Origin of the sequence: Psychromonas saccharinae (genome assembly GCF_051201515.1) — a bacterium.
GTDB lineage: Bacteria > Pseudomonadota > Gammaproteobacteria > Enterobacterales > Psychromonadaceae > Psychromonas.
Window position 1 is genome coordinate 1621590 of the sequence record NZ_CP195153.1, and the last position, 19385, is coordinate 1640974.

At 43.0% G+C, this 19385-nt stretch carries 5 protein-coding genes; all 5 read left to right on the forward strand.

Annotation, left to right across the window (positions count from 1 at the left end; all coding sequences use genetic code 11):
- Positions 1-125: 125 nt before the first annotated feature.
- The 5 genes from ACR30L_RS07220 (at position 126) to ACR30L_RS07240 (ending at position 19379) form a co-directional block, all read left to right on the forward strand.
- Positions 126-13688, forward strand: a complete 13563-nt coding sequence (locus tag ACR30L_RS07220; RefSeq protein WP_435237354.1) for an Ig-like domain-containing protein — start codon at positions 126-128, stop codon at positions 13686-13688.
- A 171-nt stretch (positions 13689-13859) separates the two neighbouring features.
- A complete protein-coding gene (locus tag ACR30L_RS07225; RefSeq protein ID WP_435237355.1) occupies positions 13860-16031 on the forward strand; it encodes a type I secretion system permease/ATPase in 2172 nt (723 codons plus the stop codon).
- Positions 16028-17401, forward strand: coding sequence for an HlyD family type I secretion periplasmic adaptor subunit (locus ACR30L_RS07230; RefSeq protein WP_435237356.1), 1374 nt, complete (start codon positions 16028-16030; stop codon positions 17399-17401). The genes ACR30L_RS07225 and ACR30L_RS07230 overlap by 4 nt, the downstream gene beginning before the upstream one ends.
- Before the next feature lie 29 nt (positions 17402-17430).
- Positions 17431-18777 carry a TolC family outer membrane protein gene (locus ACR30L_RS07235; protein ID WP_435237357.1) on the forward strand — a complete coding sequence of 449 codons (1347 nt, stop codon included), beginning with the start codon at positions 17431-17433 and terminating at the stop codon, positions 18775-18777.
- On the forward strand, positions 18774-19379 hold the full coding sequence (locus ACR30L_RS07240; protein WP_435237358.1) for an OmpA family protein: 606 nt from the start codon (positions 18774-18776) through the stop codon (positions 19377-19379). Before ACR30L_RS07235 ends, ACR30L_RS07240 begins: the two co-directional genes overlap by 4 nt.
- Positions 19380-19385: the final 6 nt, after the last annotated feature.

The following is a 19385-nucleotide window of genomic DNA, read 5'->3' on the forward strand; positions in this document are numbered from 1 at the left end:
TATTAATTTTTAGAGGTATTTTTGATGAAACAATTCACATATGCACGTTCAATATTTAACTTGAAAAATAGTTGTGCAAACATTAATCAAACAACCTCAACAGTTTTGAATGCGGAGCAGAAATAATGAGTACAAATGACGAAAACAATAATGAAAAGAAAGTTTCTGAAAATGACTCTATTGAAGCAGTTAATCAAAATATAACAGTTAATAATGAAGCTGAAGATAAAGTCAATTCTGAAGATGCGGTTAACCAAGATGCACAACCAAGTGTTGATGAACAAACATTGCTTGAAATAGAAGCAATTCAAGCGGCCATTGAAGCGCAAGAAGGCGAAGAAATTTTAGATGAAGATACTGAAACGGCAGCAGGTGAAACCTCTGATGGCGGTAGTTCTTCAGCCGTAGAGTTTGAACGAGATGGTACAGAAATTATTGCAAGTACTGATTTTCAAACAGAAGGTTTTGGCTTTGAAACGATTGAACCCATTCAAATAAACCAAGACCTTAATGCAGTAGATGCGGATACAGCAAATGCACCAATTGTAATAAACGTTGACCTTACAGAAGCGATTACTGAAGATGATGTGACTAGTGACACTATTATCGCAACGGTAAGTGCGACCGATGAAGATGGTGGCGATATCATTTATAGTTTGAGTGATGATGATTCAGCCTACTATATAATAGATAACGATACTGGTGTAATTACTTTAACAGATGAAGGAATTGCGCTAGTTAATAGTGGTGAAGATTTACCGAGTTTCACTGTTACTGCAGAGTCGACTTCAGGAATAACATCAACGGGCAGCCAAATCGTTGAACCTTCCGCAACTATAGTTACTAACGATCCAATTGAACTGACTGTCGAAACCACAGAACTTCTGACCGAAGATACGGTCACGACCGATACCGTGATTGCGACAGCCAGCGCGACTGATGAAGACGGTGGCGATATTACCTATAGCTTAAGCGATGACGACAGCACTTACTTTGTTATCGATAGCGACACCGGTGTAGTGACCTTAACCGATGCCGGTGTGGCATTAGTGAATAGTGGTGAAGACTTACCTGATTTTACTATTACGGCAGATTCTACTTCAGGTGAATCTTCAACGACCAGTGAAGAAGTTAATCCTGCTGATACTATTGAGTACAACGACGCACCGACGGCAGAGGCAGAAACTGCGGCAGTGATTGAAGGTGAGACGATCACCGGCAGCATTGCGACCGCTGATATTGATGGCACTGTTGTGAGTGTAGCGGTTAGCGAGGGTAGTACAACGCCAACGGGCTTAACTCTGAATGCCGATGGCAGTTACGAATTTGATGCGAGCAGTTACGACAGCTTAGCAGTGGATGAAACTTTAGAATTCGTAGTTCCCGTGACTGTGACCGATAATGACGGCGTAACCACTACCACGAACTTAACCATCACCGTGACTGGTACAAATGACGCACCGATGGCAGAGGCAGAAACTGCGGCAGTGATTGAAGGTGAGACGATCACTGGCAGCATTGCGACCGCTGATATTGATGGCACTGTTGTGAGTGTAGCGGTTAGCGAGGGTAGTACAACGCCAACGGGCTTAACTCTGAATGCCGATGGCAGTTACGAATTTGATGCGAGCAGTTACGACAGCTTAGCAGTGGATGAAACTTTAGAGTTCGTAGTTCCCGTGACTGTGACCGATAATGACGGCGCAACCACTACCACGAACTTAACCATCACCGTGACTGGTACAAATGACGCACCGACGGCAGAGGCAGAAACTGCGGCAGTGATTGAAGGTGAGACGATCACCGGCAGCATTGCGACCGCTGATATTGATGGCACTGTTGTGAGTGTAGCGGTTAGCGAGGGTAGTACAACGCCAACGGGCTTAACTCTGAATGCCGATGGCAGTTACGAATTTGATGCGAGCAGTTACGACAGCTTAGCAGTGGATGAAACTTTAGAATTCGTAGTTCCCGTGACTGTGACCGATAATGACGGCGCAACCACTACCACGAATTTAACAATCACCGTTAATGATGAAGGTGTGCCAACGGCGGTTGCCGACACGGCGACAACGACCGAAGAAGTGGGCGTTGATATTGATGTATTGGGTAACGATACGTTGACCGATGATGCCACCTTGACGGGGTTTGATAGTACCTCCGCCAATGGCGGCACGGTGACTGAGAATCCAGATGGCACCCTGAACTACACACCGGCGGCGAATTTTGAAGGGACCGATACCTTTGATTACATCATTACCGATGAAGATGGCTCCACCTCCACCGCGACGGTGACGATCACCGTTAATGATGAAGGTGTGCCAACGGCGGTTGCCGACACGGCGACAACGACCGAAGAAGTGGGCGTTGATATTGATGTATTGGGTAACGATACGTTGACCGATGATGCCACCTTGACGGGGTTTGATAGTACCTCCGCCAATGGCGGCACGGTGACTGAGAATCCAGATGGCACCCTGAACTACACACCGGCAGCGAATTTTGAAGGGACCGATACCTTTGATTACATCATTACCGATGAAGATGGCTCCACCTCCACCGCGACGGTGACGATCACCGTTAATGATGAAGGTGTGCCAACGGCGGTTGCCGACACGGCGACAACGACCGAAGAAGTGGGCGTTGATATTGATGTATTGGGTAACGATACGTTGACCGATGATGCCACCTTAACGGACTTTGATAGTACCTCCGCCAATGGCGGCACGGTGACTGAGAATCCAGATGGCACCCTGAACTACACACCGGCAGCGAATTTTGAAGGGACCGATACCTTTGATTACATCATTACCGATGAAGATGGCTCCACCTCCACCGCGACGGTGACGATCACCGTTAATGATGAAGGTGTGCCAACGGCGGTTGCCGACACGGCGACAACGACCGAAGAAGTGGGCGTTGATATTGATGTATTGGGTAACGATACGTTGACCGATGATGCCACCTTGACGGGGTTTGATAGTACCTCCGCCAATGGCGGCACGGTGACTGAGAATCCAGATGGCACCCTGAACTACACACCGACAGCGAATTTTGAAGGGACCGATACCTTTGATTACATCATTACCGATGAAGATGGCTCCACCTCCACCGCGACGGTGACGATCACCGTTAATGATGAAGGTGTGCCAACGGCGGTTGCCGACACGGCGACAACGACCGAAGAAGTGGGCGTTGATATTGATGTATTGGGTAACGATACGTTGACCGATGATGCCACCTTGACGGGGTTTGATAGTACCTCCGCCAATGGCGGCACGGTGACTGAGAATCCAGATGGCACCCTGAACTACACACCGGCGGCGAATTTTGAAGGGACCGATACCTTTGATTACATCATTACCGATGAAGATGGCTCCACCTCCACCGCGACGGTGACGATCACCGTTAATGATGAAGGTGTGCCAACGGCGGTTGCCGACACGGCGACAACGACCGAAGAAGTGGGCGTTGATATTGATGTATTGGGTAACGATACGTTGACCGATGATGCCACCTTGACGGGGTTTGATAGTACCTCCGCCAATGGCGGCACGGTGACTGAGAATCCAGATGGCACCCTGAACTACACACCGACAGCGAATTTTGAAGGGACCGATACCTTTGATTACATCATTACCGATGAAGATGGCTCCACCTCCACCGCGACGGTGACGATCACCGTTAATGATGAAGGTGTGCCAACGGCGGTTGCCGACACGGCGACAACGACCGAAGAAGTGGGCGTTGATATTGATGTATTGGGTAACGATACGTTGACCGATGATGCCACCTTGACGGGGTTTGATAGTACCTCCGCCAATGGCGGCACGGTGACTGAGAATCCAGATGGCACCCTGAACTACACACCGGCAGCGAATTTTGAAGGGACCGATACCTTTGATTACATCATTACCGATGAAGATGGCTCCACCTCCACCGCGACGGTGACGATCACCGTTAATGATGAAGGTGTGCCAACGGCGGTTGCCGACACGGCGACAACGACCGAAGAAGTGGGCGTTGATATTGATGTATTGGGTAACGATATGTTGACCGATGATGCCACCTTGACGGGGTTTGATAGTACCTCCGCCAATGGCGGCACGGTGACTGAGAATCCAGATGGCACCCTGAACTACACACCGGCAGCGAATTTTGAAGGGACCGATACCTTTGATTACATCATTACCGATGAAGATGGCTCCACCTCCACCGCGACGGTGACGATCACCGTTAATGATGAAGGTGTGCCAACGGCGGTTGCCGACACGGCGACAACGACCGAAGAAGTGGGCGTTGATATTGATGTATTGGGTAACGATACGTTGACCGATGATGCCACCTTGACGGGGTTTGATAGTACCTCCGCCAATGGCGGCACGGTGACTGAGAATCCAGATGGCACCCTGAACTACACACCGGCGGCGAATTTTGAAGGGACCGATACCTTTGATTACATCATTACCGATGAAGATGGCTCCACCTCCACCGCGACGGTGACGATCACCGTTAATGATGAAGGTGTGCCAACGGCGGTTGCCGACACGGCGACAACGACCGAAGAAGTGGGCGTTGATATTGATGTATTGGGTAACGATACGTTGACCGATGATGCCACCTTGACGGGGTTTGATAGTACCTCCGCCAATGGCGGCACGGTGACTGAGAATCCAGATGGCACCCTGAACTACACACCGGCAGCGAATTTTGAAGGGACCGATACCTTTGATTACATCATTACCGATGAAGATGGCTCCACCTCCACCGCGACGGTGACGATCACCGTTAATGATGAAGGTGTGCCAACGGCGGTTGCCGACACGGCGACAACGACCGAAGAAGTGGGCGTTGATATTGATGTATTGGGTAACGATACGTTGACCGATGATGCCACCTTGACGGGGTTTGATAGTACCTCCGCCAATGGCGGCACGGTGACTGAGAATCCAGATGGCACCCTGAACTACACACCGGCAGCGAATTTTGAAGGGACCGATACCTTTGATTACATCATTACCGATGAAGATGGCTCCACCTCCACCGCGACGGTGACGATCACCGTTAATGATGAAGGTGTGCCAACGGCGGTTGCCGACACGGCGACAACGACCGAAGAAGTGGGCGTTGATATTGATGTATTGGGTAACGATACGTTGACCGATGATGCCACCTTGACGGGGTTTGACAGTACCTCCGCCAATGGCGGCACGGTGACTGAGAATCCAGATGGCACCCTGAACTACACACCGGCAGCGAATTTTGAAGGGACCGATACCTTTGATTACATCATTACCGATGAAGATGGCTCCACCTCCACCGCGACGGTGACGATCACCGTTAATGATGAAGGTGTGCCAACGGCGGTTGCCGACACGGCGACAACGACCGAAGAAGTGGGCGTTGATATTGATGTATTGGGTAACGATACGTTGACTGATGATGCCACCTTAACGGGGTTTGATAGTACCTCCGCCAATGGCGGCACGGTGACTGAGAATCCAGATGGCACCCTGAACTATACACCGGCAGCGAATTTTGAAGGGACCGATACCTTTGATTACATCATTACCGATGAAGATGGCTCCACCTCCACCGCGACGGTGACGATCACCGTTAATGATGAAGGTGTGCCAACGGCGGTTGCCGACACGGCGACAACGACCGAAGAAGTGGGCGTTGATATTGATGTATTGGGTAACGATACGTTGACCGATGATGCCACCTTAACGGACTTTGATAGTACCTCCGCCAATGGCGGCACGGTGACTGAGAATCCAGATGGCACCCTGAACTACACACCGGCGGCGAATTTTGAAGGGACCGATACCTTTGATTACATCATTACCGATGAAGATGGCTCCACCTCCACCGCGACGGTGACGATCACCGTTAATGATGAAGGTGTGCCAACGGCGGTTGCCGACACGGCGACAACGACCGAAGAAGTGGGCGTTGATATTGATGTATTGGGTAACGATACGTTGACCGATGATGCCACCTTAACGGACTTTGATAGTACCTCCGCCAATGGCGGCACGGTGACTGAGAATCCAGATGGCACCCTGAACTACACACCGGCAGCGAATTTTGAAGGGACCGATACCTTTGATTACATCATTACCGATGAAGATGGCTCCACCTCCACCGCGACGGTGACGATCACCGTTAATGATGAAGGTGTGCCAACGGCGGTTGCCGACACGGCGACAACGACCGAAGAAGTGGGCGTTGATATTGATGTATTGGGTAACGATACGTTGACCGATGATGCCACCTTGACGGGGTTTGACAGTACCTCCGCCAATGGCGGCACGGTGACTGAGAATCCAGATGGCACCCTGAACTACACACCGGCAGCGAATTTTGAAGGGACCGATACCTTTGATTACATCATTACCGATGAAGATGGCTCCACCTCCACCGCGACGGTGACGATCACCGTTAATGATGAAGGTGTGCCAACGGCGGTTGCCGACACGGCGACAACGACCGAAGAAGTGGGCGTTGATATTGATGTATTGGGTAACGATACGTTGACCGATGATGCCACCTTGACGGGGTTTGACAGTACCTCCGCCAATGGCGGTACGGTGACTGAGAATCCAGATGGCACCCTGAACTACACACCGGCAGCGAATTTTGAAGGGACCGATACCTTTGATTACATCATTACCGATGAAGATGGCTCCACCTCCACCGCGACGGTGACGATCACCGTTAATGATGAAGGTGTGCCAACGGCGGTTGCCGACACGGCGACAACGACCGAAGAAGTGGGCGTTGATATTGATGTATTGGGTAACGATACGTTGACCGATGATGCCACCTTAACGGACTTTGATAGTACCTCCGCCAATGGCGGCACGGTGACTGAGAATCCAGATGGCACCCTGAACTACACACCGGCAGCGAATTTTGAAGGGACCGATACCTTTGATTACATCATTACCGATGAAGATGGCTCCACCTCCACCGCGACGGTGACGATCACCGTTAATGATGAAGGTGTGCCAACGGCGGTTGCCGACACGGCGACAACGACCGAAGAAGTGGGCGTTGATATTGATGTATTGGGTAACGATACGTTGACCGATGATGCCACCTTAACGGACTTTGATAGTACCTCCGCCAATGGCGGCACGGTGACTGAGAATCCAGATGGCACCCTGAACTACACACCGGCGGCGAATTTTGAAGGGACCGATACCTTTGATTACATCATTACCGATGAAGATGGCTCCACCTCCACCGCGACGGTGACGATCACCGTTAATGATGAAGGTGTGCCAACGGCGGTTGCCGACACGGCGACAACGACCGAAGAAGTGGGCGTTGATATTGATGTATTGGGTAACGATACGTTGACCGATGATGCCACCTTAACGGACTTTGATAGTACCTCCGCCAATGGCGGCACGGTGACTGAGAATCCAGATGGCACCCTGAACTACACACCGGCAGCGAATTTTGAAGGGACCGATACCTTTGATTACATCATTACCGATGAAGATGGCTCCACCTCCACCGCGACGGTGACGATCACCGTTAATGATGAAGGTGTGCCAACGGCGGTTGCCGACACGGCGACAACGACCGAAGAAGTGGGCGTTGATATTGATGTATTGGGTAACGATACGTTGACCGATGATGCCACCTTGACGGGGTTTGATAGTACCTCCGCCAATGGCGGCACGGTGACTGAGAATCCAGATGGCACCCTGAACTACACACCGGCAGCGAATTTTGAAGGGACCGATACCTTTGATTACATCATTACCGATGAAGATGGCTCCACCTCCACCGCGACGGTGACGATCACCGTTAATGATGAAGGTGTGCCAACGGCGGTTGCCGACACGGCGACAACGACCGAAGAAGTGGGCGTTGATATTGATGTATTGGGTAACGATACGTTGATCGATGATGCCACCTTGACGGGGTTTGACAGTACCTCCGCCAATGGCGGCACGGTGACTGAGAATCCAGATGGCACCCTGAACTACACACCGGCAGCGAATTTTGAAGGGACCGATACCTTTGATTACATCATTACCGATGAAGATGGCTCCACCTCCACCGCGACGGTGACGATCACCGTTAATGATGAAGGTGTGCCAACGGCGGTTGCCGACACGGCGACAACGACCGAAGAAGTGGGCGTTGATATTGATGTATTGGGTAACGATACGTTGACCGATGATGCCACCTTGACGGGGTTTGACAGTACCTCCGCCAATGGCGGTACGGTGACTGAGAATCCAGATGGCACCCTGAACTACACACCGGCAGCGAATTTTGAAGGGACCGATACCTTTGATTACATCATTACCGATGAAGATGGCTCCACCTCCACCGCGACGGTGACGATCACCGTTAATGATGAAGGTGTGCCAACGGCGGTTGCCGACACGGCGACAACGACCGAAGAAGTGGGCGTTGATATTGATGTATTGGGTAACGATACGTTGACCGATGATGCCACCTTAACGGACTTTGATAGTACCTCCGCCAATGGCGGCACGGTGACTGAGAATCCAGATGGCACCCTGAACTACACACCGGCAGCGAATTTTGAAGGGACCGATACCTTTGATTACATCATTACCGATGAAGATGGCTCCACCTCCACCGCGACGGTTACTGTGACAGTGGATGCTGTCGATGATGTAAGTGTTGTTAAGCAAGATTTTGGTTATACAAACGAAGATCCAGATACTGCATTGATTGGAAATGTGTTAACTAATGATAGCGATGAAGACGATATATTAACCGTTGCAAGCTTTACTATCGAAGGTCAAGTTGATGAAGCTGGTGAATTAATTGAATATTCAACAGGAGAAAATGTACAGCTTGATGAAGGTACGCTAATGCTTGATGCAAATGGTACCTATACATTTACACCAACAGAAGATTGGAGTGGAACTGTTCCTGAAATAACGTATACAACAAATACTGGTTCTTCTTCTACTTTAGATATTACTGTAAGCGCTGTAGTTGATAGACCAACATTAACTGTTACTCAAGATACTATTGTAACTCAGTCAATCAGTGTGACTGCAGAAAATTATAATGATACAGATAATGGGTTTACACTTACTGCTTTCTCTACGGATGGAACTGAGTCAACTATTAGTTCAATTACTGGTACTGATCATGATGGTTTTGGTGTTCTTGGTAGTGCTTCTGGTAATACTGCTGAATTAGGTTATACAAATGGTGTAGGATCCGAATCCATAGTCGCTACTTTTGATAATGATATTTTATCTGCTGATGTCGCATTTGCTTGGTTAAATCCGAATGAAAGTGCCACTTATATACTTTACCTAGATGGTATTGAAGTTGGTACTGGCACTATTGATGGAGGAAGTGATACTGTTGATAGTCCTACTACTATTGATGCTGCTGGAACACTTTTTGATGAAATAGTGTTTACGGCTACGGGCAATGGGGATGATTATCTTATTCATTCAATTACGTTTGATCAAATTGTAGAAACTGAGGTTACTTCTGATCCAATAGAAGTTACAGAAGGTGATTCTATTGATTTAAATATTTATGCTGAGTTACTTGATACGGACGGTTCAGAGTCTCTTGCAATTATTATTTCAAACATTCCCAAAGATTTTACGTTATCTGATGGAGTAAATACATACACTACCACTAAAGATGGGGATACTGTTGATATAACTGATTGGGATTTAAATGATTTATCTCTACTCACCATAGATGTCGACTCTGATACTAGTTATGAATTATTGGTTACTGCAACGAGTACGGAATCTTCAACGAATGAAACAACAGAAATATCATCAAATATTTATATTAATGTTACAAGTGATGGCGTTGCTTCTGGAATAGAAGCTAATAACTCATTGTATAACACTCTTGATAATGACTCCATAAATGGACTTGGGGAAGATGATTACCTTATTAATTCCGTTAGTTTTGAAAATGCAGACGTAGTTGTTGCAACATCTGAAGAATCTTCTGGTGATTTAAGCAGTATATCCAAAAATATAACAATTGATATTGATGATGACTCAACGAGAAGTCTTTCTCAAATTGTTGAAATACCAGAAAATACCACTGAGGTTGATAATTACGCTGCAACTGATACAGAAAATGATGCTATTACATACAGTTTGAGTGGTGACGATTCTAGATTATTTGAAATTGATGACAATGGTAATTTGAGTTTTATTAATGCTCCAGATTACGACGCAGGTGAAACTGGCCCTTATTATGTAACTGTTATTGCTACAGATAACGGTGAAGGTGGTTTATCTGATACTCAGGATGTTATTGTTGGTGTTAGTAATGTAGTTGAAAATACAGCGCCAACAATCATCAATGAAATGGACAATGTCGATATTGTTGAGAATAGCACTGCTGTTGGTAATTATGCGGCTACTGATACAGAAAACGCTACCATTACATATAGTTTGAGTGGTGATGATGCAGCATTGTTTGAAATTGATGAAAATGGTGATTTAACCTTTATTAATGCGCCTGACTATGATGCCGAAGAAACAGGTCCATATAATGTAACCGTTATTGCTACAGATGATGGTGAAGGTTCATTGTATGCTACTCAGGATATTATTGTTGGTGTAAGTAATGAAATTGAAAATACTGCACCAAATATCGATAATACTGAAACAAATGTTGATATTGCTGAAAATACGACTGCTGTTGGTAACTATGCAGCAACTGATACGGAAAGTGATGCGATCACTTATAGTTTGAGTGGCGAAGATGCAGCACTGTTTGAAATTGATGAAAATGGTGATTTAAGCTTTATCAATGCACCTGACTATGATGCGGGAGAAACTGGCCCATATAATGTAACGGTCATTGCAACAGATGATGGTGAAGGTACATTGTCAGGTAGCCAAGATATAACAATCAAAGTGAATAATGAGATTGAAAATACAGCACCAATTATTAACAACGAAACAGATAGTATTGATATTGCCGAAAATACTGCTGCTGTTGGTAATTATGCGGCTACTGATGCAGAAAGTGATGTGATTACTTATAGTTTGAGTGGCGAACATGCGGCACTGTTTGAAATCGATGAAAACGGTGACTTAAGCTTTATTAATGCGCCTGATTATGATGCTGGAGAAACTGGGCCGTTTAATGTAACTATAACCGCAACTGATGATGGTGAAGGTACTTTATCTGCCACTCATGATTTGGTTGTCAATGTATCTAATGTTAATGAAGCGCCCGTTGCAGAAGCCGATACTGAAATGGCTTACGATACCACTATTCGTCTCGATGAACAGCCTGAGCATGGAACAGTACAAGTGCTGATCGATGATGAGTGGGTTGAAATGGTAGTCGGTGAAGAATATGCATCGGATGCTGAAGTTCAATTTATCCCAGATGAAGAGGCTGTTAAAGCAGATTCTATTGATATTAAAGTCGGTTCATTTAACACGGATAATTCTTCAGACTTCACCGCAAGTGTCGATGATTGGGGGACTGTAATTGACGATGCTGCTGTTTTTGTAAATGGCGATACGATAATCACAACCTCTGTTGTTACAACGGATCCTAATGATTCTACTACATTAGCCGCCTGGAACGGTGCCACACATATTGGTAATGGCATTGGTAACGAAAAAAATAATGGATTAAATAAAGGGCAAACTTTAGTTGTTGATATTGAAGGAGAAAATGTTAACCAGGTAACCTTTACCCTAGATGGATTAGGTGGCTTTTTTGATGCAACAAGTAAAAATGCGACTGAAGTACTGATAACGGCCTATTTTGAGGATGGGACGTCTGAGGTACAATCTGGTTATCGTGAAAGTGGTACATATGAAGATACTTATCAGTTTACTACAGACAAACCCGTTGATTACTTTACATTAACTACCCAAGGAAGTAACGGATCATATGTAGTTCAAAATATGACGCTATCTAGAACATTATCCGATGAAGTGACCTTTACTCGAACCCAAGCAGACGGGACTGAAACAACAGAAGCGCTTGGTTTAGATTTAAACTATGACTTAGCTCATGTTGCAATGGATTTAACTGCAAAAGTACCTCAAGTTAATACGGACATTACTCAAGGAACAATTTTTACCGATGAAGACAGTTCTATAAGTATTAATGCATTATCCAATGATAGTGATGTTGATGGTGATGAACTGACGATTACTGAAATTGAAGGCCAAAGCGTTTCTGATGGTGGTGCTGTTGATATCATTGATGATGGTAATTTACTAGGAACCGCTCAGGTTGTGAATGGTGAAATTGTATTTACACCGAGTAATGATTTGCAGCTTTCATTAACTGATGGAGAAAGCCAAGACGTTGTTCTTGAATATACTATTAGTGATGGATTGTTAACTGACGATGGCGCGGTAACTGTGCGTGTTGATGGGGCTGATGAAATATCAATTACAGTAGATACTCATAATGAAATTATTTCTGAGCTTAATTATACGAGTTATCTTGAAACTGTTAGTGGCAGTAATTTTAATACGAGCAGTGATGAGGATACCAGCTCTGTTTATAATGATGTTTATAATTCTTACTGGAATCTAAATGGTTCAGGTAATAATGAAATCGTTATTTTAGGCAGTTCGGAACTTATTACCATTAATTCTGGGGATGGGGACGACACGATTGCATTTGGTGAAAATCCTGGTACTAATGTAAATGTCAATGGTGGCAATGGTAATGATGTACTTATCTTACCTGGAAGTTCTACCGATTATAGTGGTAACGCTTTTATCAATCATAACGATAGTGATCAATATTATAGTGGTCAAATTGATGTGGTTGGTGGTGCAACCTTCACTATTAATCAAATTGAAACTATTGTCTTCTTAGGTGATTCAGTAACATTTGGCGATAGCGCATTGACACCAACTACATTCTTGGTTGAAGGCCTAACAACGGGGGTTGAAGAAGGCCAAAATGTTGCTATTACAATTACTGATGGCAGTGGTAATTCAGTGGAAGCTGAAACATCTATTTTGAATGATGGTAGTTATTCAACGAATGTCGATATCGGTGATTTAGACGATGCATCATTAACAACAGTTGTACAGGTGCTTAATCTTGATGGTGAAGAAGCGGTTAATACGTTAATTACAGGCAGTGATGGTAATGATGTTATTGATGGTACAGATGGCGGTGACAGTATCGATGGAGCCGAAGGAGATGACATACTTGATGGCGGCCTAGGAAATGACTTCTTAATTGGTGGCGATGGCAACGATACCTTAATTGGTGGGCTTGGACATAATACGCTTACTGGTGGTGACGGAGCTGACACTTATGTTTGGAACATTGGCGTGACTAGTTTATTGAATACCGATCATATTACTGATTTTGATGTTTCTGAAGATAAATTAGATTTGTCTGGATTACTTACCGATGTTGTGGCTGATAATCTTGATACATATCTCGATTTTTCAGTAACCGAAGAAGATGGAATAACCAGCACCACGATTAATGTTGCAACTGGTGTAGCAGATGTGACTCAGTCGATAGTGTTAGATGGCGTTGATTTATCAAGTTACGGTAGTGATGATGCCACCATCATTAATGGATTAATGGAAGGTGGAATACTTATTGTATCGGATACTACTGCTGAGACGGTATCGAGTGTTGCGGAGACAACCTCTGCTGATTTCGATGATTCATCGTTAATAAGTTAATTAGAGGTTGTTAATAGTACTACTGAATTGACCTTTAATTTAGTTTAGTAGTACTATTGTTTTTTATATTAGAAAGCCTACAATTTAATGTTTTTATTGAATAATTTGTATTCTCATCGATTAGTTTTTGAGTTTTCTGATACATTATTCACCCCTTAAGAGTGCGCTTACATGGCTTCATTATCACAATCAGAACAATGGCAAATTAACGGAACACAAAAAATTAGTAGTGATCCGCTTCTCGATTGCTTAGTTTTATTAAGTGAACATTATGGTAACCCTTGTTCGGCTGAAGCACTAACCGCAGGGTTGCCCTTTAATAACGTTATATTGACGCCGGATTTATTACCACAAGCCGCAAGTAGAGCGGGATTAAGTGCAAAGCTTAGCCGTAAAAATCTCGATCAATTACCTAAGATGTTACTACCTTGTGTTTTAATGCTTAAGGATCAAAAAGCCTGTATTTTACAAGAGCTAGACTTTAAAAGTAACGTCGCAATAATTTCGTTACCTGAAACCGGTGGAGAAGAAAAGCTAACAATAGAGCAGCTTGAATCAAACTATGTTGGTTATTTATTTTTAATTAAAAAGCAATATCATGGTGATCCGAATTTTGATGTTCATTTACATGATAATGAGAAACATTGGTTATGGTATACCATAAAAGAATCTGTTCCTATTTACCGAGATGTCATTATTGCTTCTGTTTTAGTTAATATTTTTGCTTTAGTTTCTCCTTTGTTAGTTATGAATGTTTATGACAAAGTGGTCCCTAATTTAGCCTTTGAAACTCTTTGGGTATTGGCGATTGGTGCAGCGATTGCTTATATATTTGATTTTATTATGAAACAGTTGCGTGGTTATTTAATTGATATTGCAGGTAAAAAAGTCGATATTCAAACATCTTCCAAGTTATTTGCGAAAGTAATTGGATTACCATTAGAGAAACGTGCGGCAAGTGTTGGTGGGATGGCTCGTCAGTTAGGTGAGTTTGATAGTGTTAGGGAGTTTTTATCTTCAGCAACCATTACTGCACTTGTGGACCTACCTTTTTCATTGTTGTTTTTCTTTATTATTTATTTAGTTGCTGGTGATTTAGCCCTATTTCCTGTCTTAGCAACTGTACTCATTTTAGGTTATACCTTGGTTGTTCAGCCTAAATTACGCCAAGCAATTGAAGAGAGTAATAAATTTTCAGGGTTGCGTCATGGTCATCTAATTGAAAGTCTTTCTGCTGTCGAGTCGATAAAAGCAAATGGTGCTGAAGGTATTGTTCAAAATTCTTGGCAGCAAATGCTTGGGCATACCGCTAATTGGCAATTAAAAACTAAAACAATCACAAATTCAGTGAGTAATGTTGCTAGTTTTATTATTCAAATGACCACCGTTGCTGTTATCGTTTTAGGAGTTTACCGTGTAGCTGATGGTGTTATTTCCTTAGGTGGTATTATTGCTGCTGTTATGTTGGCTAGTCGCGCTATTGCACCGATGGCTAGAGTCGCTGCATTAATGACACGTTATAATCAGACATTAAGCTCATTACGTCAACTTGATGGCATTATGGAGCAAGATGATGAATTTGAGAATAAAGGTCAATTAGTCAGTAAGCCGCAATTACAAGGGCATATTGTTGCCGATAATTTGGGATTTAGTTATCCAAATATAGAAAAACCAGCGCTTTATCCTTCTTCAATAAAAATTATGCCTGGTGAGAAAATAGCAATAATTGGACGAAATGGTTCTGGTAAAAGTACATTAGCAAAATTATTGTTAGGCTTATTTACGCCAACAACAGGAAGCGTTCGTTATGATGGACTGCACCAAGGACAAATTCATCCAAGTGATCTTCGCCGCAATTTCGGTTATTTAGCACAAGATATTGTGTTATTCCATGGTTCAATTAAAGACAATATTTTATTTGGTACTCGACAAGTCACTGAGTTTCAATTGATGCGTGCAGTTCAACTTTCTGGTGTGAGCTTATTTACCGATATGGAGTCGGAAGGGTTAGATTTACAAGTGGGAGAAGGAGGTCAATCTCTTTCTAGAGGTCAGCGTCAAGCTGTTGCATTAGCCCGATCAATTTTGAATGATCCTAAAATATTATTGTTGGATGAGCCTACGGCGAGTCTTGATGCACGGGCAGAGCAGCAATTTATGTCTTCAATGGCAAAAACGAGTAAAGAACGAACGTTAATATTAATTACACACAAAATGCATTTATTAAAATTAGTTGATCGCATAATCGTATTAGAGAACGGCCGATTAGTTGCCGATGGTGATAAAGATAAAATACTTGAGCAACTTAAGAAGGGACAGTTGTCTGCAGGAGCTAGGCAATGAAAGTAACTAAAGAAGATTTAGAAATGGCAGACGATGTTTATGGTGCCATTTTAACACCAGTACCAAGTATTCACCGATTAACTATTTGGGCAATGGCTGCATTATTTGTTTGCTTTTTTATATGGGCTTATTATGCAAAATTAGATCGTGTTACACGTGGAGAAGGAAAAGTTGTTCCCTCTTCCCAAGTACAAATGATTCAAAGCTTAGATGGTGGTGTTTTACAAGAATTGTTTGTACAGGAAGGAATGTCAGTTAAAAAAGGGCAAACCTTAGCGCGTATTGACGACACAAGATTTCGTTCCGATGCCGCACAACAAACTAAAGAGGTTGATTCATTAAGAGCGGATATTATTCGTTTAAGGACTGAATTAAGTAGCATTTTGGTTGCGGATGTTACCGATTGGCAATTGCAAATAAAAATCACGAAACAAAATTTAAATTTTCCCGATGACTTAAATGAAAGCTCCTCCGATTTGGTTAAATATCAACAGGATGAATATAGTGGGCGACTTAATAATTTAATTAATCAGGTTGCTATTCTGGCGCAGCAAATTAAACAACGTGAGCAAGAAATTAAAGAATTAGACTCAAAGATATCAACGCTAAAATCAAGTATTAAATTGATAAATCGTGAATTGGCCGTGACTCGTCCGCTTGCAAAGAAAAGAATTGTACCTGAAGTTGAGTTGCTGAAATTAGAAAGAACACTCAATGATACTAAAGGCGAGCTAAGTTCTTTGAGTTTATTAAAACCTAAATCAAAATCAGCTTATGATGAGGCTGTTTTAAAGCGTAGAGAAGCAGTACTAAAATACCGAACGGATGCTAGAGCGCAATTGAATGAATTACAATCCAAGTTTTCTCGTATCACAGAAGCACAAGTCGGTGTGCAAGATAAAGTGACAAAAGCACTTATAAAATCTCCTGTTGTAGGGACGATTAAAACGATTCATGTAACGACCCTAGGTGGTGTTGTTAAACCAGGTGAGGTTTTAATGGAAATCGTACCGACAGAAGATAAATTACTTGTAGAAGCAAAAATTTTACCAAAAGATATAGGCTTTATTCATTTAGGTTTACCCGCGATGGTTAAAATTACAGCCTATGACTTTACGCGTTATGGTGGTTTAAAAGGTGTCGTAGAACATATTAGTGCTGATACCACGCAAGATGAAGAAGGTAATAGTTTTTATATTATAAGAGTTAGAACAAATGAATCTAAAATGCAAAGCAATGAGAAAGAGGATATGCCAATAATTCCGGGAATGTTGACTTCTGTTGATGTTATTATCAGTAAAAGAACTGTTTTGGAATATATTTTAAACCCAATTTTAAGAGCGAAAGAATTGGCTCTTCGAGAACATTAAAAATGAAAACTAAAAATAATGGAGTGTGAATGAAGGCTTTTAAATTAAATATATGTACGGGGCTCTTATGTACAGGGATGTTAGTTTCAACGACTATTAATGCTCAGTCATTGGAGCAAGCTGTTGCTTATACTTTAGATACACACCCTGACATACGGGCTGCTTATACTTACTTTAAAGTAAGTGAGAAACAAGTTGATCAAGCTAAATCAGGTTACTTACCTACGCTAGATGTCACTGGCGGAATCGGTTACGAATACACCGATAGTCCAAGTACGCGTAGCGATGATGGAAGTGAAAATCTTGTTCGTCGAGAGTTAGGTGTTAGTCTCAAACAAAATTTATTTAGTGGCTTTCATACTCAAAGCGAAGTAGGACGTACGAGTTCTGCTGCAAGTGCTGAACAATGGCGTTTATATGCTTCAGCTGAAGATTTGGCATTAAAAGTAAGTCAAGTGTATGTAGACTACATTAAAGCTGAACAACTAGTTGGATTATCTGAAAAAAATCTTGCGTCTCATCAAGTTATCTATGATCAAATAAAAGTAAGAACTGATTCAGGTTTTGGTAGCAAAGCCGATTTATCTCAAATAGAAGGGCGTTTGGCAAACGCTGAGTCTAATTTGATTGCAGCAAAGAATAACTTTTTGGATAGCCAAGTTGCTTTTTATCGTGTCATTTCTCAATCACCTGATAATTTAGTGATTCCATACCCTGATTCTTCTTTATTACCGAGTACTAAAGAAGAGGGACTTAAATTAGCCTTTGAAAATCATCCCGTTATTCGAGCTGCTGCGAACGATATTAATTCTGCTGATTATCAATATGAGGCTGCTAAATCGACCGATTATCCCCAAGTTTCTCTCGAAATAGATGCAAACATGGATAATAATCTCGACGGAACTAATGGTGAATATAACGAAGTGGTCGCGATGGTTCGTTTTTCTTATAATTTATTTTCTGGCGGTAAAGATCATGCTTATACTAAAGAAACAGCCTATAAAATGAATGAAGCAAAGGAATTAAATCGCAGCGCATTTCGTCAAGTTGAAGAGGAATATCAATTGTCTTGGAATGCATATGAGTTACTTAACATGCAGAAAAAATTCATAAAAACACATGTGGTTTCTGCAAAAAATACTCAATCAGATTACCAAGAGCAATTCCAAATAGGTCAAAGAACATTGCTTGATTTACTTGATACTGAAAACGAATTATACCAAGCACGTAGAGATTTCTTAGCGGCTGAGTTTGATGAAATTTCAGCGCAATATCGTATCTTTCATGCGATGGGAATATTAATTGATGCTTTACGGGTTACTCGTCCCGATGCATGGAAAGGTGAAGCGCAATATACAGGAGGAGTTTCTCAATGAAACATTTATTAAGTATTATGTCATTTGTCATTATTTCAGGTTGTTCTGTACAAGTTATTGATATGGCAAAGGAACCAACTGAGCAAAAGTATGATTTAACTGATTCAGATAGTGATGGTGTTATCCTAGCAAGGGAACTTTGTGCCGATAGCGGTTATGGCGTGCAAGTTGATAATACTGGTTGTAGTCCAGAGCGAATTACGAAAATAAGACATGAATTAGTGATTAATTTTGATAATAGTTCATATACTATAAAACCTGAATTTAAAAGGGTTATAAAAGAGTTAGCTGACTTCATGCTGGTTCATCCTACTGTTTCTGTGACGATCGAAGGTCATACCAGCATGACTGGCTCAAGTGAATATAATCATCGATTATCACAGAATCGTGCTGAGGCAGTTAAAAACGTATTAGTTAATGAATTTTCGATTGAAAGTTCACGATTAAGTGCGATTGGTTATGGTTTCGATAGACCATTGGTCGATGGAACGGATGATTTTTCAAATGCGCGTAATCGTCGAGTTGTTGCAGAAATATCTGCAGATAAAGAAATTAAAGATTTGAAATGGACGATATATAGTGTTGATCAACCTGCTGAGTAATCAGAC

Bases quoted from the DNA above. Each gene is read 5' to 3' on its own strand.
- ACR30L_RS07220 (WP_435237354.1), top strand. From the start codon at position 126: ATGAGTACAAATGACGAAAACAATAATGAAAAGAAAGTTTCTGAAAAT.
- ACR30L_RS07225 (WP_435237355.1), top strand. From the start codon at position 13,860: ATGGCTTCATTATCACAATCAGAACAATGGCAAATTAACGGAACACAA.
- ACR30L_RS07230 (WP_435237356.1), top strand. From the start codon at position 16,028: ATGAAAGTAACTAAAGAAGATTTAGAAATGGCAGACGATGTTTATGGT.
- ACR30L_RS07235 (WP_435237357.1), top strand. From the start codon at position 17,431: ATGAAGGCTTTTAAATTAAATATATGTACGGGGCTCTTATGTACAGGG.
- ACR30L_RS07240 (WP_435237358.1), top strand. From the start codon at position 18,774: ATGAAACATTTATTAAGTATTATGTCATTTGTCATTATTTCAGGTTGT.